The 19,293-nt window shown below is 70.4% G+C and carries 16 protein-coding genes; 13 read left to right on the plus strand and 3 right to left on the minus strand.

Annotated features, from left to right (window positions below; all coding sequences use genetic code 11):
• Positions 1 to 752: 752 nt before the first annotated feature.
• Positions 753 to 3,257: an ATP-dependent Clp protease ATP-binding subunit gene (locus D458_RS0118755; protein WP_083936359.1), complete on the plus strand. Its 2,505-nt coding sequence runs from the start codon at positions 753 to 755 to the stop codon at positions 3,255 to 3,257.
• Between the two features lie 470 nt (positions 3,258 to 3,727).
• Entirely contained in the window at positions 3,728 to 4,327 is a 600-nt protein-coding gene (locus D458_RS0118760) for a DUF3105 domain-containing protein (protein WP_017588293.1), read from the plus strand.
• A gap of 45 nt (positions 4,328 to 4,372) precedes the next feature.
• Here the strand turns inward: D458_RS0118760 and D458_RS0118765 are convergent, their stop codons facing one another.
• Entirely contained in the window at positions 4,373 to 5,248 is an 876-nt protein-coding gene (locus tag D458_RS0118765; RefSeq protein WP_026119462.1) for an HhH-GPD family protein, read from the minus strand.
• Positions 5,249 to 5,392: 144 nt separating this feature from the next.
• Here D458_RS0118765 and D458_RS0118770 point away from each other — a divergent pair, with 144 nt between their 5' ends.
• Positions 5,393 to 6,079 carry a hypothetical protein gene (locus D458_RS0118770; RefSeq protein WP_017588295.1) on the plus strand — a complete coding sequence of 229 codons (687 nt, stop codon included), beginning with the start codon at positions 5,393 to 5,395 and terminating at the stop codon, positions 6,077 to 6,079.
• A gap of 92 nt (positions 6,080 to 6,171) precedes the next feature.
• Entirely contained in the window at positions 6,172 to 6,570 is a 399-nt protein-coding gene (locus tag D458_RS0118775; protein WP_017588296.1) for an SSI family serine proteinase inhibitor, read from the plus strand.
• 51 nt (positions 6,571 to 6,621) lie between these two features.
• Here D458_RS0118775 and radA read toward each other — a convergent pair whose 3' ends face one another.
• Positions 6,622 to 8,010, minus strand: a complete 1,389-nt coding sequence (gene radA, locus D458_RS0118780; protein WP_083936360.1) for a DNA repair protein RadA — start codon at positions 8,008 to 8,010, stop codon at positions 6,622 to 6,624.
• A 196-nt stretch (positions 8,011 to 8,206) separates the two neighbouring features.
• On the opposite strand from radA, the gene D458_RS0118785 reads away from it, so the two are divergent.
• The 8 genes from D458_RS0118785 (at position 8,207) to D458_RS0118820 (ending at position 16,946) form a co-directional block, all read left to right on the plus strand.
• The gene (locus D458_RS0118785) at positions 8,207 to 9,148 is read left to right on the plus strand and encodes an SGNH/GDSL hydrolase family protein (RefSeq protein WP_017588298.1); all 942 of its coding nucleotides are present in this window, start codon (positions 8,207 to 8,209) and stop codon (positions 9,146 to 9,148) included.
• Between the two features lie 221 nt (positions 9,149 to 9,369).
• Complete coding sequence (locus D458_RS0118790; protein ID WP_026119463.1) at positions 9,370 to 9,960, plus strand: C40 family peptidase; 591 nt, start codon at positions 9,370 to 9,372, stop codon at positions 9,958 to 9,960.
• A 181-nt stretch (positions 9,961 to 10,141) separates the two neighbouring features.
• Positions 10,142 to 11,080: a sugar phosphate isomerase/epimerase family protein gene (locus D458_RS0118795; protein ID WP_026119464.1), complete on the plus strand. Its 939-nt coding sequence runs from the start codon at positions 10,142 to 10,144 to the stop codon at positions 11,078 to 11,080.
• 119 nt (positions 11,081 to 11,199) lie between these two features.
• On the plus strand, positions 11,200 to 11,994 hold the full coding sequence (proC, locus tag D458_RS0118800; RefSeq protein WP_017588301.1) for a pyrroline-5-carboxylate reductase: 795 nt from the start codon (positions 11,200 to 11,202) through the stop codon (positions 11,992 to 11,994).
• Between the two features lie 564 nt (positions 11,995 to 12,558).
• Positions 12,559 to 14,112: a hypothetical protein gene (locus D458_RS0118805; protein ID WP_017588302.1), complete on the plus strand. Its 1,554-nt coding sequence runs from the start codon at positions 12,559 to 12,561 to the stop codon at positions 14,110 to 14,112.
• Between the two features lie 219 nt (positions 14,113 to 14,331).
• Positions 14,332 to 15,492, plus strand: a complete 1,161-nt coding sequence (locus tag D458_RS0118810; RefSeq protein WP_017588303.1) for an acetoin utilization protein AcuC — start codon at positions 14,332 to 14,334, stop codon at positions 15,490 to 15,492.
• A gap of 194 nt (positions 15,493 to 15,686) precedes the next feature.
• On the plus strand, positions 15,687 to 16,484 hold the full coding sequence (locus D458_RS0118815) for a phosphatase (protein ID WP_017588304.1): 798 nt from the start codon (positions 15,687 to 15,689) through the stop codon (positions 16,482 to 16,484).
• Positions 16,485 to 16,742: 258 nt separating this feature from the next.
• Positions 16,743 to 16,946 carry a helix-turn-helix domain-containing protein gene (locus tag D458_RS0118820; protein WP_013155995.1) on the plus strand — a complete coding sequence of 68 codons (204 nt, stop codon included), beginning with the start codon at positions 16,743 to 16,745 and terminating at the stop codon, positions 16,944 to 16,946.
• Between the two features lie 144 nt (positions 16,947 to 17,090).
• On the opposite strand, the gene D458_RS0118825 is transcribed toward D458_RS0118820, so the two are convergent.
• Positions 17,091 to 18,233: an epoxide hydrolase family protein gene (locus D458_RS0118825; protein ID WP_017588305.1), complete on the minus strand. Its 1,143-nt coding sequence runs from the start codon at positions 18,231 to 18,233 to the stop codon at positions 17,091 to 17,093.
• Positions 18,234 to 18,296: 63 nt separating this feature from the next.
• Between D458_RS0118825 and D458_RS0118830 the strand changes: the two genes are divergently transcribed.
• Positions 18,297 to 19,256: a helix-turn-helix transcriptional regulator gene (locus D458_RS0118830; protein ID WP_026119465.1), complete on the plus strand. Its 960-nt coding sequence runs from the start codon at positions 18,297 to 18,299 to the stop codon at positions 19,254 to 19,256.
• Positions 19,257 to 19,293 lie beyond the last annotated feature (37 nt).

The following is a 19,293-nucleotide window of genomic DNA, read 5'->3' on the forward strand; positions in this document are numbered from 1 at the left end:
GATGTTCCACGGGACGCGAGGCCCGGCAGGATCGGGCCGCTGACCGGGCCCGGGGGAGTGCCCGGCCGAACCCGGGTGTGTTCGGCGGATGCTGCCCGCCACCGCCGACCTCGGTGGACGGGGCGGGTAGCGTGGTGTGCGGACACCTCGCCGACGAGGCGGATCCGGCACCACGGTCGGAAGCACGTGCGGCCGACGCCGCGACGCGGTCCCGACCGCGTCGCGACGAGGCGGCTCGGTCGAGGAGGAGCCCGCGGGGGCCATGGGGCCCCCGCCGCTCATCCCGGCCCCGCCGCCGGGGAGACGCTCCGCGGTCGGCCCGACACAGGGGCCGCCGCACACGGGACCGGGACGGGTCCCGCCCGGAGATGGTTCGGACCATTTCCGCTTGAAGAACAACACGGCTTCGGCTTGTTCGCTAAGAGCCGATAATCCGGCTTACGCACGTGCGGCCCGGGCACTCTCGTGATGGATGGGAGTGCCCGGGCCGTTCGCCTTCGGCGTACAGGGAAATCTGTCGCGTCAATTGGTAGTTGGATGTTGGGTGAACGCCCTATCGTCGGGGAAAGTCTCTGGCACGGACGGCTGCGGTCGGCCGTACGGAGACGTCCACTCTGTCGACAGCCGTCGGCAAGGTGGACGGGTGCGACAGTGCTCCCCGGGGCGGTTAATCCCTGTGGGGCCTATATGCGGAAGAGTTGGGTCGGTAATGACCGTCCCTGCCTGACCGCTCTGTAGAGGAGCGACGAGACATGTTCGAGAGGTTTACCGACCGCGCGCGGCGAGTGGTGGTTCTGGCTCAGGAAGAAGCCAGGATGCTCAACCACAACTACATCGGTACGGAGCACATCCTGCTCGGCCTCATCCACGAGGGTGAGGGTGTCGCCGCCAAGGCTCTGGAGAGCCTTGGTATCAGCCTCGAAGCGGTTCGGCAGCAGGTCGAGGAGATCATCGGTCAGGGCCAGCAGGCTCCGTCGGGGCACATTCCCTTCACCCCGCGCGCCAAGAAGGTCCTTGAGCTGTCGCTGCGCGAGGCGCTTCAGCTCGGCCACAACTACATCGGTACCGAGCACATACTGCTGGGCCTGATCCGCGAGGGCGAGGGCGTCGCAGCCCAGGTCCTCGTGAAGCTCGGCGCGGACCTGAACCGCGTCCGTCAGCAGGTCATCCAGCTGCTGCACGGGTACCAGGGCAAGGAGCCGCAGGCCACCGGTGCCTCCTCCGAGTCCACCCCCTCCACCTCGCTGGTGCTGGACCAGTTCGGCCGCAACCTGACGCAGGCCGCGCGTGAGTCCAAGCTCGACCCGGTCATCGGCCGGGACAAGGAAATCGAGCGCGTCATGCAGGTGCTCTCGCGGCGCACCAAGAACAACCCGGTGCTGATCGGTGAGCCCGGTGTCGGTAAGACCGCGGTCGTCGAGGGCCTGGCGCAGAAGATCGTCAAGGGTGAGATCCCCGAGACGCTCAAGGACAAGCAGCTGTACACGCTCGACCTCGGGGCCCTGGTGGCCGGCAGCCGCTACCGCGGTGACTTCGAGGAGCGCCTCAAGAAGGTGCTCAAGGAGATCCGCACCCGCGGCGACATCATCCTCTTCATCGACGAGCTGCACACGCTGGTCGGAGCGGGCGCGGCGGAAGGCGCCATAGACGCCGCCTCCATCCTGAAGCCCATGCTGGCCCGGGGTGAGCTCCAGACCATCGGTGCGACCACGCTCGACGAGTACCGCAAGTACCTGGAGAAGGACGCGGCTCTCGAGCGCCGCTTCCAGCCGATCCAGGTGGACGAGCCGACGATCACGCACGCCATCGAGATCCTCAAGGGCCTGCGTGACCGCTACGAGGCCCACCACCGGGTCTCGATCACGGACAGCGCCCTCGTGGCGGCCGCGCAGCTGGCCGACCGCTACATCAGCGACCGGTTCCTGCCGGACAAGGCGATCGACCTCATCGACGAGGCCGGTTCCCGGATGCGCATCCGCCGGATGACCGCTCCGCCGGACCTGCGCGAGTTCGACGAGAAGATCGCCGCCGTGCGCCGTGACAAGGAATCGGCCATCGACGAGCAGGACTTCGAGAAGGCCGCATCCCTGCGGGACGACGAGAAGCAGCTGCTCAACAAGAAGGCGCAGCGGGAGAAGGAGTGGAAGGCCGGCGACATGGACGTCGTGGCCGAGGTCGACGAGGAGCTCATCGCCGAGGTCCTGGCCGCCTCCACCGGCATCCCGGTCTTCAAGCTGACCGAGGAGGAGAGCTCGCGCCTGCTGCGCATGGAGGACGAGCTGCACCGCCGGGTCATCGGCCAGGAGGACGCCATCAAGGCGCTCTCCCAGGCGATCCGCCGTACCCGCGCCGGTCTGAAGGACCCCAAGCGCCCCGGTGGTTCGTTCATCTTCGCCGGTCCGTCCGGTGTGGGTAAGACCGAGCTGTCCAAGACCCTGGCCGAGTTCCTGTTCGGGGACGAGGACTCGCTGATCCAGCTGGACATGTCCGAGTTCATGGAGAAGCACACGGTCTCGCGGCTGTTCGGTTCGCCTCCCGGCTACGTCGGTTACGAGGAGGGCGGCCAGCTCACCGAGAAGGTGCGCCGCAAGCCGTTCTCCGTGGTCCTCTTCGACGAGATCGAGAAGGCCCACAACGACATCTTCAACTCTCTGCTCCAGGTGCTGGAGGAGGGTCGTCTCACCGACGCCCAGGGTCGCATCGTCGACTTCAAGAACACGGTCATCATCATGACGACCAACCTGGGTACGCGGGACATCTCCAAGGGCCAGGCCATGGGCTTCGCCAAGGAGGACGACGCCAACACCAACTACGAGCGGATGAAGGCGAAGGTCAGCGAGGAGCTCAAGACCAACTTCCGGCCCGAGTTCCTCAACCGTGTGGACGACGTCATCGTCTTCCACCAGCTGACCGAGAAGGAGATCTTCCAGATCGTGGATCTCATGATCACGAGCCTGGACGGTCGCCTCAAGGAGAGGGACATGGGCATCGAGCTCCGCCCCAAGGCGAAGCAGGTCCTGTCCGAGCGCGGTTTCGACCCGGTCCTGGGCGCGCGGCCGCTGCGTCGCACGATCCAGCGGGAGATCGAGGACCAGCTCTCCGAGAAGATCCTGTTCGGCGACCTCAAGGCGGGTCAGATCGTCGTGATCGACGCCGAGGGCGAGGGCACGGACGCCAAGTTCACCTTCAAGGGTGTTCCGAAGCCCGCCGCGGTGCCGGACACCCCCGAGGTGGAGTCCGCCGCCAAGGGCGAGTAGCACCGCCGGCCGGTTCCGTACCGGCTCCGGTCTGAGGACGGGGGCATCCCTTCGGGGGTGCCCCCGTCGTCGTTCCCGGGAGGAGACCCCGGAGGGGGCGGGACGCTAGTGTGCGGTTCGTGGCCTATCCAAACGATCCCCGCCAGGGCGGCTCTCAGCCCTCGCAGGGGCCTTCTCCCGGTTCCCCGTCCCCGAACGGCCCCTCGGGGGCTCACGAAGCGCCTCAGGGGCCTCCCTCAGGCCAGGGTCCGCCGCCCGGTTACCCGCCGCAGGGGCCGCCCCCCGGTTACCCGCCGCAGGGAACGCCTCCGCCCGGCTATCCGCCGCAGGGTCCTCCCCCCGGCTATCCGCCGCAGGGGCTGCCCCCCGGTTACCCGCCGCCCGGTTACCCGCCGCAGGGCTACCCGGGCGCACCCGCGCCCCAGCCGAAGAAGAGCTCCGCGGCGCCGTGGCTGATCGCCGGCGGCGTCGTGCTCGCACTGCTCCTGGTGGGAGCCGTGGTCCTCGGCGGGATGTGGATGTTCGGCAGCCCCGGCTCCGGCTCCAGCGGCGGCGGCACGGCCGGCAGCGGTGGTGCGGACGCCGACGGGGTCCAGACCTTCGAGGACCTGTCCCGGGAGCACGTGGAGACCGGCGAGACCGTCGACTACGACCAGTTCCCGCCGGTGGGCGGTGAGCACTACGGCTTCTGGCAGAACTGCGGGGTCTACGACGAGCCGGTCCTGACCGAGGCGGCCGTCCACTCCCTGGAGCACGGCGCGGTCTGGATCACCTACGACCCGTCGCTGAGCTCGTCCGACGTCGAGGCGCTGGCCTCGCACCACGTCTCCGGGTCCTACGTGCTGGTCAGCCCCATGGAGGGGTTGCCCGCCCCGATGGTGGCCTCGGCCTGGGGCGCACAGCTCCAGCTGGAGGACGCCTCCGACCCGCGACTGGTCGCCTTCCTGAACGAGTACGAGCAGAGCCCGGACTCCCCGGAACCCGGTGCGCCGTGCAGCGGCGGCTTCGGCGGTACCCAGGCGGAGTTCGACGCCGAGGGCGCCGGCGTCCTCGGCGCACGGATGGACTGAGCGCTCCGGTCCGCCGGGCCGGCGGACCCTGGGCGGGGCGCCGGGTTACCCGGGCAGCGCGTAGCGGCCGTCCTCCAGGGGATCGACGAGGCCGTCGGAGACCAGGGCGTCGAGGGCGCGTTCACGCTGGACGCGGTCGTCCCAGACCGCGTCCAGCGCGCTCTTGGCCACGGGGTCGGGGGAGTCGCGCAGTACGGCGAGGAGCTTGCCGCGCACCTGCCGGTCGGTGCCCGCGTAGGTCTGTCCGCGCCGGGGCGGGCCGTCGTGGGCGGGTTTGCCCGCGAGTTTCCAGGCGCACTGTCCGGCGATGGGGCAGTCCGCGCAACGCGGGGCGCGCGCGGTGCAGACCAGGGCGCCCAACTCCATCACCGCCACGGCCCAGCGGGCCGCGACGGAGGGCGTCGGCGGCAGGAGCGACTCGGCCAGGGCGGTCTCCGCCTTGGTCTGTGCTTTCGGCGGGTACTCGATCCCGGTTTCGGCCCGGGCCAGGACCCGCCGCACGTTGGTGTCCAGAACCGCGTGTCGCTGCCCGTAGGCGAAGCTCGCCACCGCGGCCGCGGTGTACGCGCCGACCCCCGGCAGGCTGAGCAGCGTCGCGTGGTCGTCGGGGACCTTCCCGTCGTGCTCCTCGGTGATGGCGACGGCGCAGGCGTGCAGCCGAAGGGCCCGGCGCGGGTAACCGAGCCGGTTCCACATGCGGACCGCCTCACCCGAGGGTTCCTTCGCCAGGTGGGCGGGGGTGGGCCAGCGTTCCATCCAGGCCTCCCAGGCGGGGAGTACCCGCACGACGGGGGTCTGCTGGAGCATGATCTCGCTGACCAGAATGGACCAGGACGAGGCGTTCGGTGCACGCCAGGGAAGATCTCGGGCGTTGGTCTCGTACCACGCCAGAACCGCGGTGCTGTAAGGGTTATCGCTCATCTTTAACGGGAAATCGGCGGGTTGAGTAGGTGAGGGGCGCGCAAAACCGCAATACTACGGCCCATGGCGTCAAGTACCGGACACCCAGCACCCGTCAGCCGTGAGACCTACTGGAAGCGACGGGCCTTCGTACTGGCTGGTGTGATGCTGGTGTTCACACTGATCGCGCTCGCCTTCCGGGACACCGGTGACGACGCCGATCCGGCGGGCTCCCAGGCGGGTGTCGAGGAGCCCGAGGCCTCCCCCAGTGTCCCAGCCGAAGAGCCCTCCGACCCCGAAACCGAGGAAGAGACCGAGGATCCGTCCCCTTCGCCCTCCCCGTCGCCCTCGGAGGAGGACGGCAACAAGGACGAGGAGGGGTCCGGGGACGGCTCCGAGGGCGGCTCCGGTGAGGGCTCGGCCGAGGCCCCCGCGCCCGAGCGCCCCGAGGATCCGTGCCGACCCCAGGACGTCGTGGTCACCTTCGACTTCGCGGAGCGGGACCGTGAGGTGTACGGCGGCGGCGCCGGCCCCGAGTTCAAGGTGACGGTGGTCAACGTCGCCGAGCAGACCTGCACCGTGGACGTGGGGCCCGAGGCGTTCGAGCTGAGGCTCGACTCCGGTGACGACCGGGTCTACTCCTCCGCCGACTGCGTGGAGGGGAAGGCCGAGGAGGAGCGCCAGCTCAAACGGGGCACCCCGCACGAGTACACGATCACCTGGGAGTTGGAGCGCTCCTTCACCGACTGCCGCGAGAGCAGCGCCAAGGCCCAGCCGGGCTGGTACAAGGCCAATCTGCGCGGGGACTACGTCGGCAGCGTCGACCAGCTGGTCTTCCAGCTCAAGGCCTGAGACCGGGCGGGTTCCCGCAAACTTCACGACGAACAGTCACCTAGTCGTTACTATTCGTGGTGAAGTGGTGTCCCCGTCCCAGGAGTTGACCAGTGAAACGCATCGCCACCGCCCTGACCTGTGCCGCCGCCCTCGCGCTCTCCCTGGGTGCGCCCGCGTACGCGGAACCCGAGACCGACCACGCAGGGGCCACCGGCTACACGCTCGAGATCCTCTCTTCGGAGGGCGGTCTCGGCGGTGTCCAGGACTCGGACCGCCGGACCGCCCTGGACTGCGACCCGGCCGGGGGCAGCCACCCCAGGGCCGAGGAGGCCTGCCGCCTCATCGACGAGCACGGTGACATCGCCAGTGTGCGGATGGAGTCGGGGGGTGTCTGCACGCTGGAGTACCGACCGGTCACCGTTCGGGTCACCGGGGCCGAGGAGTACCAGGAGACCTTCGGCAACGAGTGCGCCATGAAGAACACCAAGGGCGCGGTCTTCGACTTCTAGGCACCGGGTTCCAGGTCCGGAGCTCCAGGGCAGGGCGCTTCCGGCGGTCGGCTACTCCTCGGCGGACTCGCTCTTGGGGCTCCGGCGCCGGCGGCGCCGCTCGACCCAGGACAGGGCCTCGCTCAGCTCCTCCACCTCGTGGACCCGGATGCCCTGGATCGGGTCGCCGAAGTGCTTGGGCACGACCGCCTGGGTGAAGCCCAGGCGCTGTGCCTCGGCGACCCGGCGCCGGACCCCGTTCACGCTGCGGACGTCGCCCGCCAGGCCGACCTCGCCGATGGCGATGAACCCGCTCGGCAGCGGGACGTCGTTGCTGGAGCTGGCCGCGGCCATGGCCAGGGCCAGGTCCACCGAGGGCTCGCCCAGTTTCACCCCGCCCACGGTCGAGGCGTACACGTCCATGTTGGCCAGCTTCATCCCGGTGCGCTTCTCCAGTACCGCCAGGATCATGTTCACCCGCGAGGTGTCCAGACCCGAGGTGGCGCGGCGGGGCGCGGGCAGCGGGGTCGGTGCGACCAGTGCCTGCACCTCGGTGATGAGGGGGCGGCGCCCCTCCAGGGTGACGGTCACGCAGGTGCCCGGTACCGGGTCGGTCCGTTCGGTGAGGAAGAGGCCGCTGGGATCGGGCAGTCCGAAGATGCCCTTCTCGGTGAGCTCGAAGACGCCGATCTCGTCGGTGGGCCCGTAGCGGTTCTTGACCGCGCGCAGCAGCCGCAGCTGGGAGTGGCGTTCGCCCTCGAAGTGGAGGACGACGTCCACCAGGTGCTCCAGCATGCGGGGTCCGGCGATGGAGCCGTCCTTGGTGACGTGGCCGACCAGCACGGTCGCGATGCCGCGCTCCTTGGCGATCTGGATGAGCGCCCCGGTGACCTGCCGGATCTGGTTGACACCGCCGGGGACGCCGGTGGCCTCCGGGGAGACCATGGTCTGCACCGAGTCCACGATCAGCAGCTTGGGCGCCACCGCGTCGACGTGGCTGGCGAGCGTGGCCACAGAGGTCTCCGCGGCCAGGAAGAGCTGGTCGGAGAGGGCGCCGAGGCGTTCGGCGCGCAGGCGCACCTGGCCGGCCGACTCCTCGCCGGTGATGTAGAGGACGGGGGCCTGCGCGGCGCGCATCGCGGCGACCTCGAGGAGGAGCGTCGACTTGCCCACACCGGGCTCGCCGGCGAGCAGGACCACACCGCCGGGGACCGCGCCGCCGCCCAGGACCCGGTCGAGTTCGTCCACCCCGGTGGGCACCGCCTCGGCGCTCTCCACGCTGATCTCGGTGATGGGGCGGGCCCGGGAGGTGACCGGTGCGGCCGCGACGGCGGAGGGCGCGGGGGGACCGGCCTCGTCGACGGTGCCCCAGGCCTGGCACTCGCCGCAGCGCCCCACCCACTTGAGGGTGCTCCATCCGCACTCGGCGCACCGGAACGTGGTCTTCGCTGCTTTTGCCATGGTCGACACGCTAACGGCTGTGAAGGACAGACCTCGTTGGAACGGGTGCGCCCCAGAGGGCACAAGAAAGTTACCTACGAGTTAGGGCGCCGGTTTCGTCAATCATGTTAAAGAGTGTGTGTGGGGACGGTCACCCTCCGTCCCCCGAGTCCCGAACACTCCGATGCCCCCGCTCCTTGGAGAGAGGAAAACCCTCGTGTTCCGCTTGCGCCGACCGCCCGCCGTCCCCCATTCCCCCACGGACTCCGCGAACCCCGGAAGCTCCGCGCGCCCCGGAGCCCTGCGCGGGCTCGCCCGCCTCAGCGCGCCGTTGGTCCTCGCGGCCCTGGGCGTCTCACTGGCCACCGCCCCCGTCGCGGCCGACGAGGTCGAGTCGGCCGCGTTCGGCCACTACGTCGCCCTCGGCGACTCGTTCGTCGCCGGGCCCATGGTCAGGGCCCAGATGCCGCTGCTGGGCTGCATGCAGTCCTCGGTCAACTACCCCAAGCGCCTCGCTGAGGAGCTGGGGATCGCCGAGATCACCGACGTCAGCTGTTCGGGCGCGGTGATGAGCCACTTCTACGAGGCGCAGTTCGACGACGCACCCCCGCAGCTGGACGCGCTCCGGCCCGAGACCGACCTGGTCACGGTGGGTATCGCGGGCAACGACTTCGGCTTCTCCGAGGTCCTCGTCGAGTGCGCGAAGCGGAGCCTGGGCAACCCGTGGGGCAGTCCGTGCGCCAGCCACTACGGCGACGAGCTGGACCATCGGATCGAAGGGATGCGGGGCGAGGTCTCGGGTGTCTACGCGGACATCGCGGAGCGCAGCCCGAACGCCACGGTCCTCAGCATCGGTTACCTCCAGATCCTGCCGGAGAGCGGCGGCTGCTGGCCGAGCACGCCGATCGCCCGGGGCGACGTGCCGTTCCTGGACGCGGCCCAGACGGCCCTCAACGCGATGCTCAAGGAGGAGGCGGAGGCCCAGGGCGCGGTCTTCGTCGACACCTTCGAGCGCGGCCACGACGTCTGCCAGGGCTCGGACACCCGCTGGGTCGAGGGGCTGATCCCGGAGGACGGGGCGCCGATCCACCCGAACAACCTCGGCATGGCGGCGACGACCGATTTCGTCCGTGACGCCCTGGGTGTCCCGCAGCCCTGACGCACGGTCACCGGGCTCGGGGACGGATGGTTGGTTGGTGGTTCGCTGACCGTTTTGTCCACCGAGGTCAAGCAGTCTTTACCGTCTTTGGATACCGATTAGACTACGGAGAGTGACTTCTCGTGACGTCTGTGTGACCAATGGTGGTGTGTTGGGGGTCAGGAGATCCGCGTCACAGTGGCGCGGACGGCCCCGACGGACCATGCAGGGAGAACCACGTCATGCGACTACCGCGACACCACGAGCAAACGCGGGCCTGCCGTTCCACCACGGACCCGGGGCGGCAGGCCGCACCCGCTCAGTCGCGTCGCCGTACGCCACGCGCACTCGCCGTCGCCGTCCTCGCGGCCACGGCCCTGGTGGCCGGGGGAGCCCCGGCCCTGGCCCAGCCCGCACCCACCGCTCCGGCGGTCGCCGCGGAGAGCGGCGCCGAACGGATCCACCAGGCGCTCTCCGCCTCCGCCATCGAGAAGGCCATCAGCGCCGCGGAGTCCCAGAAGGGCAAGCCCTACGCCTGGGGCGGGACCGGGCCGGACTCCTTCGACTGCTCCGGGCTGGTGCAGTACTCCTTCAAGCAGGCCGGCGTGAGCCTGCCCCGCATCGCCCACGACCAGGTCAACTCCGGGACCCGGGTCACCTACGCGAACGCCGAGCGCGGTGACGTCCTCTACTGGACCGACGGCGGCGGGTACGCCTACCACGTCGCCATCTACCTCGGCGGCGGCCGCATGATCGACGCCCCGAGCTCCGGCGGCACGATCTCCGAGCGGGACGTGACCCGCCACAACCTCGCAGGCGCCGTCCGGCTCTGAACCCCGCCGACCGCGCCGCTGCTCCACCGTTCTCCGACGGCCGCGCCCCCGTGCACCCGGGGACGCGGCCGTCCCTCCTGTCACGGGGACACCGTGAAGCCGACCGGAAGCGGTTCAGCGCCACGCCGCGTTCACGGAGTCGGACGCCCCAAAGCGCCGCGAAGCGCATAGTCTGGGTTTCGTGAGCCCTATCCAGGTCCCAGACGCGCCCGTGGTCCTCTCGTCGGCGTCGGTCTACCCGGAGAAGACCCCGGCCGCCTTCGAGATCGCGGCGAAGCTGGGGTACGACGGTGTTGAGGTCCTCGTCTCCTCCGACCCGGCCAGCCAGGACATCGAACTCCTCCGGCGTCTCTCGGACTACCACCAGATGCCCGTCACCGCAGTCCACTCGCCCTGCCTCGTGCTGACCCAACGGGTGTGGGGCCGCGAGCCCTGGGGCAAACTCGTCCGCTCCAAGGAGATGGCCGAGGCTCTGGGAGCCAAGACGATCGTCGTGCACCCGGCCTTCCGCTGGCAGCGCGAGTACGCCCGCGACTTCGAGAACGGCGTCGCCCGCATGCAGGACGAGACCGACGTGGTCTTCGCCGTCGAGAACATGTACCCGGTGCGGGTGCGCGACCGCGAGGTCGTCCCCTACGCGCCGAGCTGGAACCCGCTCGACCGCGACTACCCGGACGTCACCCTCGACCTGTCGCACACCGCCATGTCCGGCTCCGACGCGTTGGACATGGCCAAGCAGCTGGGCAACCGCCTCTCCCACGTACACGTCACCGACGGTTTCGGCGGCCAGAACCTCGACGAGCACCTCATCCCCGGGCGCGGCAGCCAGCCCGTCGCCGAACTGCTCGAACACCTGGCGGGCAACGGCTACGAGGGCCAGCTCGTCCTGGAGGTGAGCACCCGCAAGGCCGCCGACCGCCAGGCGCGCATGCGGGAACTGGCCGAGGCGCTGGCCTTCACCCGGCTGCACTTCGCGCAGGGACCCCAGAACCCCGAACCCCGGCTGGACCGCCGCGAGCGCATCGCGCTGCTGCGCAGGCGCCCGCAGTCCCCGCCCCGGCGCTTCTCGGTGGACCCCGGTGGATCGGTCGACGACGAGGGCTCGGTCGACCAGGACTGAGGGGGCCGGCCCCCGGAGCTGCGGTCGCGGCCGCCGGTTGTCCGACCGATGAGACAACCGGTCGGTTCCGGCGTCCGGGGGCGGCTAGCGTGGAGGGGACTCGCAGAGAGGACCCCTTCATGATCGCGATCATCGGTGCAGGAAAGATGGGCGAGGCGCTGCTCGCCGGGCTGCTGGCCAAGGGCCACGCTCCGGAGGACGTGCTCGTCACCGAGCCGCGTGAGGAGCACGCGGCGGAGCTGCGCGGCCGCTACGGGGTCGAGACGGTCCCGGCGGAGGACGCCGCCAAGCACGCGGACACCCTGCTCCTGGCCCTCAAGCCGCAGGACATGCTCGCCCTGTTGGACGACATCGCGCCGCACCTGTCCAAGGACCACCTGGTCATCTCCGTTGCCGCCGGGCTGACCACGGCCGTCCTGGAAAGCCACCTGCCCGCGGGTGTGCCCGTCGTGCGGGCGATGCCCAACACCCCCGCGCTCATGGGCCAGGGGATGACCGCCGTCTCCGGCGGGGCGCACACCGGCACCGCGCACCTGGACCGGGCCGAGGAGCTGCTGGGCACGGTCGGCGAGGTGCTCCGGGTCGGCGAACAGCACATGGACACGGTCACCGCCATCTCCGGCAGCGGACCGGCCTACTTCTACTTCATCGCCGAGACCATGATCGAGGCCGGGGTCGCCATGGGTATGCCCCGTGTCACGGCGCAGCGGCTGGTCGGCCGGACGATCACCGGCGCCGCGGCCATGCTCGACGGTTCGGGGGAGCACCCGGTGGTACTGCGCGAGGCCGTCACCTCGCCGGGCGGAACCACCGCGGCTGCCCTGCGTGAGCTGGAGCGGCACGGGGTGCGCACCGCCTTCACGGACGCCATCGAGGCGGCCCGGGACCGGAGCCGGGCGCTCTCCGAGAGCTAGGCCGCAGCATATGTGACGCATATCACATATCGAATTCGGGGGTCGACTGGTCATGGGGCGCTGGACGCGGCGTCGTACCTGGTGAATAAAGTCGGGATAAGAGGGGTTCGCCCCTCCTTACCCTCCCGCCTGTGTACGTGTTCCCCTCTTCACTGATTCCGGGGCCCCATGACAACTCCTCAACCCCCTTCGGACCCGTCCAACAACCCCGGCCAGCCCGGACCCGCGACGCCTCCCCCTGTACCGAGCGGCCCGCAGAATCCCGTTGGGGGTTCCCCCACGGGAGGCAACCCCGCCGCGCAGAACCCCACCGGTGGCCAGCCCCCGTTCGGGGGTCAGCCCCCCGGCGGTCAGCCTCCCGGCGGACCGCCCCCGGGAGGCCCACCGTCCGGAGGGCAGCCGCCGCTCGGCCGCACCCCCTCCGGTGGAGTGTCCCCGATGGGACCGGGCGGCCCCCCGCCCGGTCATTTCAGCGGGCCGCCCCCCGGCGGACCACCGCCTTTCGGACAGCCGCCTGGCGGTCCCGGTGGCCCCGGCGGCCCCGGTGGGATGCCTCCGGGTGGGATGCCCCCCGGCGGTCCCGGCGGTCCCGGCGGTCCCGGCGGCCCCGGCCAGTTCGGCGGCCCGCCGATGCCCCCGCCCCTGCCCCCGCTCGGCCTCTTCCAGTCGAAGTCGGGGCTGCGCGCCGCGCTGCTGAACCTGTCCGGCCTCGGCGCAGGCTACTTCTACCTGCGCAGCTGGGTGTTCTTCGGGATCACCCTGGCCGTCACCATCGGCCTGCTGGTCACCGCCGCCGTCATGGGCGCCGCCGACAACCTGCTCACCTGGGTTCCGTCGCTGCTCGCCTGGGTCCTGGCCACCGTCGTGCACGGCCTCTTCGCGGGCCGCCAGCACGACCGGCGCCTCATGGCCCAGGGCGTGCCGCCCGCGGCCCGGTCCAAGCCGCTCATCCTGGCGGCCTGCCTCGTCGTGGCCATGATGCTGTCGCTCGTCGGCGTCTGGCAGACCGGCGAGTGGCGGCTCCGGGTCGCGGACGCCGCGCACGCGCGCGGTGACTGCGACACCGCGACCGACGTCTACGGCCAGGTGGAGGGCGGTTTCCAGCTCTCCATGTCGCCCTCGCTGATGGACCGGGCCCGCGCCGGGAGCGAGGCCTGCCGACTCCTGAACAGCGCTCAGGCCGACGTCAGGAACGAGGACTACGACCTCGCGCTGGAGTCCTACACCGACTACTTCGCGCACGAGGCCGCCCGCTGGGAGGACACCGACGGCAGCATCGCCGAGATCCAGTTCGACTACGCCGGCCAGCTCGCCGCCGAGGCGGGGGAGCTCTACGCCGGTGAAGTGACCGAAGAGGTCAGCGGGACCTACCGCCAGGCGCAGGAGACCTACGCCTTCATCGCCGAGGACCTCTCCGACACCCCGGCCGCCGCGGAGGTCCCCGCGGCCCTGACCGAGATGTACGACCTGGCCACCAGTGACTACGCCGGCGAGAGCTGGTGCTCGGGCTTCGACCAGATCGAGATGTTCGAGGGCCTCGACTGGGACGCGGCCCCCGACATCGCCGACCGCATCGAGACGGAGCTCCCGGACGCGGCCCTCAACTGCGGCTGGGCCCAGGTCGACGCGGGTGAGTTCGACGACGCCGAGGCCCGCGCGGACTACCTCGCGGCCGAGTACCCGGACCACGAGGCCGACGACGTCGAGAAGCTGGTCACGCACGCCGGGGCCGGCCGGATCGAGGCGGAGATGGACCGGGCGGTCCTCCTCGGCGAGAGCGACCTCGACGCGGCCCCGTTCGAGACCGGTGGCGGCGGCAAGGTCTCCGTCGAGTACGTGAACTACACCGACGAGGAGATGCGCTTCCTCTACGTGGGCCCGGACAAGGTGCACGGGGAGGTCATCATCGAGCCCTGCGCGGACTGTGACGTCTCCTCCCCGCCGACCGACACGTCCTGTCTGAGCGACGCCAACGCCATGGACCTGACGCTGGACCCGGGCAAGTACCGGATCCTGATCGGCTCGACGGAGAGCCTGTTCGACCGTCCCCTGCACGGTGACGTCAACATGAAGGCCGGAGAGACCTACGCGGACTGCTTCTACCGTGAGGAGGGCTGACCCGAAGCCCTCTTCCACGGCGGCTCCGTGAAGGTGCCGACCGACCGTGTCCCGGGCCCCGGTGTGAAGGACTCCTTCACACCGGGGCCCGCTCCCTTCCCGGCGGCAACCACCCCCGGGGTTCTGTCCGGACCCTCTCTTGCGTACTGTGTGCTTCGAAGCACGCACACCTGAAACGGGGGTCACCACATGGGAGGGCGCACGTCCTGCTCGCTTCGGGTGGCATGGGACGACGGACTCACTGCCTACGACTTCGGGCCGCAGCACCCGATGGCACCGATCCGGGTCGAGCTGACCATGGCGCTCAGCCGTGAGCTCGGCGTCTTCGACGGGCCGGGGGTCGATCTCCTGGACGTCGAACCGGCCTCCGACGAACTCCTCTCCCTGGTGCACGACCCCGCCTACATCAAAGCGGTCAAACGGGCCGGCCGGACCCTCGAGCCCGACGACGCCCACATGCTCGGGACCACCGACAACCCCGTGTTCCGTGACATGCACGAGGCCTCCGCGCTGATCTCCGGCGCCTCGGTGGCCGCCGCCAAGGCCGTGTGGACCGGACAGAGCGCGCACGCCGCCAACATCGCGGGCGGCCTCCACCACGCCATGCACGGCAACGCGTGGGGCTTCTGCGTCTACAACGACCCCGCGCTGGCCATCGCCTGGCTCCTGGAACAGGGTGCCAAGCGCATCGCCTACGTCGACGTGGACGTGCACCACGGGGACGGCGTCCAGAACGCCTTCTACGACGACCCCCGGGTCCTCACCATCAGCCTCCACGAGTCACCGGTGACCCTGTTCCCGGGCACCGGGCAGGCCTCCGAGGTCGGCGGTCCGAACGCCGAGGGGTACGCGGTCAACGTCGCCCTGCCCGCGGGGACCGGGGACACCGGCTGGCACCGCGCCTTCGACGCGGTCGTCCCGCCGCTGCTGCACGAGTTCCAGCCCGAGATCCTGGTGACCCAGCAGGGCTGTGACACCCACGCCCTCGACCCCCTGGCCAACCTCACACTCAGCGTGGACGGTCAGCGCCGGGCCTACGAGGAGCTCCACAAACTGGCGCGCAAGACCGCGGGCGGCCGCTGGCTGCTGTTCGGCGGCGGCGGCTACGGCCTCGTGCACGTCGTACCCCGGGCCTGGACCCACCTGCTGGCCGAGGCCGCGGGCTCGCCCATCGACCCGGACAGCGAGACGCCGCAGGGCTGGCGCGACTTCGTGCGCCGGCGCACCGGCGAGCTGGCCCCGCTCTACATGACCGACGGCCGCGGGGTCTCCTTCACCCCGTTCGAGCAGGGCTACGACCCGGGCGACCCCGTCGACCGGGCCATCCACGCCACCCGCACCGCGGTCTTCCCCAGCCACGGGATCGACCCCACGCTCTGAGTCCGCTCCTCGCCCACCCCTCCCCGTCCCGGACCACGCCGCTCTCATCACGCCCTGGTGAAATCTCCGCGATTGCCGCGTGGCGTGCGTTCAGCGGGTAGGAAGAGGATGAATACCGGGCGAACAGGAGCCGACGCCGTGGTGGTCGCGCGGCGTGTCACAGGCTCGCCGCGCAGACGAGGAAGGGAACGCAGGTGACGCCGCCGACACGCGCTGAACTCATCACCTATCTGGTTCGCACGGGGATCGCGGGGCATGTCGACACCCCACGGCAGAACAACCTGCGTCACTACCGGAGGCTCGTGCAGAAGGACCCGTACCACCAGTTCGGGCTGACCTTCTCCCACGACTGGACCTACTCCGAGGTCCTGTCCCTGATGAACAAGCGCTGCGGTGTGGTGGGCGACGAGGAGTACGTCTGGGGGATCGACACGATCGACCCCGACCGCACCATCGACGCCCTGGAGGCCCTCGGCGACCGGCTGGCGCTGGCGGCCGAGCGCCGGGAGAGCGTCATGTTCGCCACCGGCCACCCCCGCAACCTCCGGGAGACCTACCAGGCCTGGAAGGAGGCCCTGGTCGGGCGCGGCTGCAGGGTCGTCACCGCGGCGGGCGGATACTCCTACGAGGTGACCACGGAGCGGCCGCCCAACCGCCGGATCGTCGTCTGGAAGGGTGACGTCGCCCTGGTGACGGACGGGCACCTTCCCCGGCACAGCCACCACCCCTTCGCCATGCGGGCCATCCTCGGGGAGCTCTCCGACCGCGGTGAGGCATGGCCGCAGTTGGTCATCGCCGACCACGGCTTCGCGGGCGCCGCGGGGGAGGCGGGCCTCCCCACGATGGGCTTCGCCGACTGCAACGACCCGGCGCTCTTCCTCGCCGAACACGAGGGAAAACTACTGGTCACGGTGCCTCTGGACGACGGTTACCTGCCCGAGGACTACGCCCCGCTGCGCGACTACGTCCTCGCCAGAGCGGGCCTTCTCTGAGCAGGGAAGACCATTTATACCCACCGTTAAACCTCAACTGACCCGTGTTCAACGTATAACCCGGAAGACAGCACAAACGACCTTCCGCAGAAGAGAACTCGGCTCTACTCTGAAAACGGACGTGTCAGTAGTGACAGCATGACACGCTGGCGTGTCGGTGGGACGGGCACAGGTTTTCCGGGGTCGCCCACCCACCGCAGGCGCGCCAGGGCTGAACGGTAGACAATTGCTCACGTCCGGGAATGAGGGCGTCGGAAGATGAACGGGAGCAAGCCGCCTCTCGAAGAGGTCAGGTTCTTGACCGTGGCGGAGGTCGCCACGATCATGCGTGTGTCCAAGATGACCGTTTACCGAATGGTGCACTCGGGAGTTCTCCCCGCGATTCGTGTGGGGCGTTCCTACCGGGTTCCCGAACGGGCCGTGCACGACTACCTCCGCGAGGCTTTCGTCGAGGCTGGTTGACAGGCCAGGCAGGGCCCGGGTGCGGGGCGAGACGCCAAGCACCCGGACCGCCGACAACCCGGGGGGCGATGAGTCCCCAGCATCGCCCCCACCGGGAAACACCCGCCTCGCGAGCGCCGCTCCGGGCACGGTCCTGACGCGGAGTCAGGAAACGCCGCGGAAGAAGGTGCGGATGTCGTCCGCGAGCAGCTCCGTCTCCTCCATCGCGGGGAAGTGGCCGCCCTCGGCGAACTCGCTCCAGTGGCCGATCGCCTTCCCCGGATCCATCGCGCGGCGCACGAGCGGGTGGGTGTCGAACACGACCCAGCCGGAGGGCACGTCGGAGGCCATGAGCAGGTCGGTCCCGGAGTGCTCGGACTCGTAGTAGAACTGCGCGCTCGACGCGCCGCTGCGGGTGAACCAGTACAGGCTGATGTTCGTGAGGAGCTGGTCGCGGTCCACCGACTCGTCCGGCGTCCGGTAGGCGCCGCCGGCCCTGGTGCTGAACTTCTCGGCGATCCACGCGAGCTGGCCGACCGGCGAGTCGGTGAGCGCCGCACCGATCGTGTCGGGACGGTGGTCCTGCATCGCGAGGTACCCGCGCTCTGCCGCGTACTCGGCGCGCACGGCCTCGATCCGGGCGTTCTCGTCATCGGACAGGCCCTCGGGGTAGGGGAACTTGTCGCCGAGCAACCCGAGCAACCGGGAATCGACGCCGATGTGCGTGCCGATGACGCGCTCCGGGTGGAGCGCCGCGAGGCGGCCGGTGGTGCCCGCACCGATGTCGGTGCCGTGGGCCGCGAACCTCTCGTAGCCCAGACGCGTCATGATCTCTGCGTAGGCCTCCGTCGTCCGCGCCAGCTCCCAGCCGGTCCCTGACAGCGGGGTGGAGAACCCGAAGCCGGGCAGCGACGGGACGACCACGTGGAACTCGTCGGTCAGCAGCGGGATGAGCCGCTGGTACTCGACGAACGAGCCCGGCCAGCCGTGGTTCAGGAGCAGCGGGGTGGCCTCCGGGTTCGCCGATCGCACGTGGACGAGGTGGAAGGTCTGGCCGTCGACGACCGTCGTGAACTGTTCGTGCTCGTTGAGCTTCTCCTCCTGCGCGCGCCAGTCGAACCCGTCGCGCCAGTACTCGGCGAGCTCCTCCAGGTACACCGGCGGGATGCCGCGGCTGAAGTCGGTGCGGTCGTCCCGGCCCGGCACGGGAGCCGGCCGGCGCGTGTGCGCCAGCCGGTGGCGCAGGTCGTCGATGTCGGCCTGCGGGACGTGGACGCGGAACGGTGTGAGTGCGCTGTTCTCGTTCATGGAGCCGACGCTCTCAGCCAATGCGGCAGACCGGCTTCCGCGATTTCCGGGATGATCGGGAACATGTTGGAGACTTCGGCCCGCCTGCTCGAACTGCTGTCACTGCTCCAGCTCAAGCGCGACTGGACGGGCTCCGAGCTCGCCGGCCGGCTCGAGGTGAGCCCGAGGACCGTGCGCGCCGACATCGGCAAGCTGCGGTCGCTCGGCTACCCCGTGGACGCGCGCCCCGGCGTCGCGGGCGGGTACCGGCTGGCCGCCGGGACGGCGATGCCCCCGCTGCTGCTCGACGACGACGAGGCCGTCGCAGTCGCGGTCGGACTGGGGACGGTCGCGACCCAGAGGCGCGGCGTCGAGGAGACATCGCTCACCGCGCTCGCGAAGCTGGAGCAGGTGCTGCCCTCGCGCCTGCGTCGGCGCGTCGAGGCGGTGCGCGAGGCGACGAGCGTCGTTCCAGGGGCCGAACCGCCGCTCGACCTCTCGGTCCTCGGCGCGGTCGCCGCCGCGATCCGCGGTCGCGAACGGCTCCGGTTCGGTTACACGAAGCCGGGGGCCGCCGAGGGGGCCCGCCACACCGAACCGCAACGGCTGGTGAGCTGGGGTCCGCTCTGGTACCTGCTCGCGTGGGATCTCGACCGTGACGACTGGCGGATCTTCCGCGTGGACCGCATGGTCGCGCACGCACCGACGGGTGCGCGGTTCCGGCCGCGCGCCGTCCCGGCGGACGACGTCGTCGAGTACGTCGTCGGGCGCGTCAGCAAGGCGTCCTGGAAGTACCGCGCCCGGGTACTCGTGCACGCTCCCGCCGCGGAGGTAGCCGCGAAGATCCCCCTCCCGGTCGGCGTCGAGGCGGTCGACGAGTCCACGTGCCGTGTCGAGCTGGGTTCCGACGACCCGGACGGGCTCGCGCTGTGGCTGACGCAGCTCGACGCCGACATCGAAGTGATCGACGGGGACGAGCTCGCGGCGGCGTTCGACCGGCTCGCGAGGAGGCTCCGCCGCGCGGCGGTTCGGAACACCCTCTAGCCCCGGGGCGGCGGAGTGGGCCCCAGAGCATCTACTA

Origin of the sequence: Nocardiopsis ganjiahuensis DSM 45031, assembly GCF_000341085.1 — a bacterium.
Lineage (GTDB): Bacteria > Actinomycetota > Actinomycetes > Streptosporangiales > Streptosporangiaceae > Nocardiopsis > Nocardiopsis ganjiahuensis.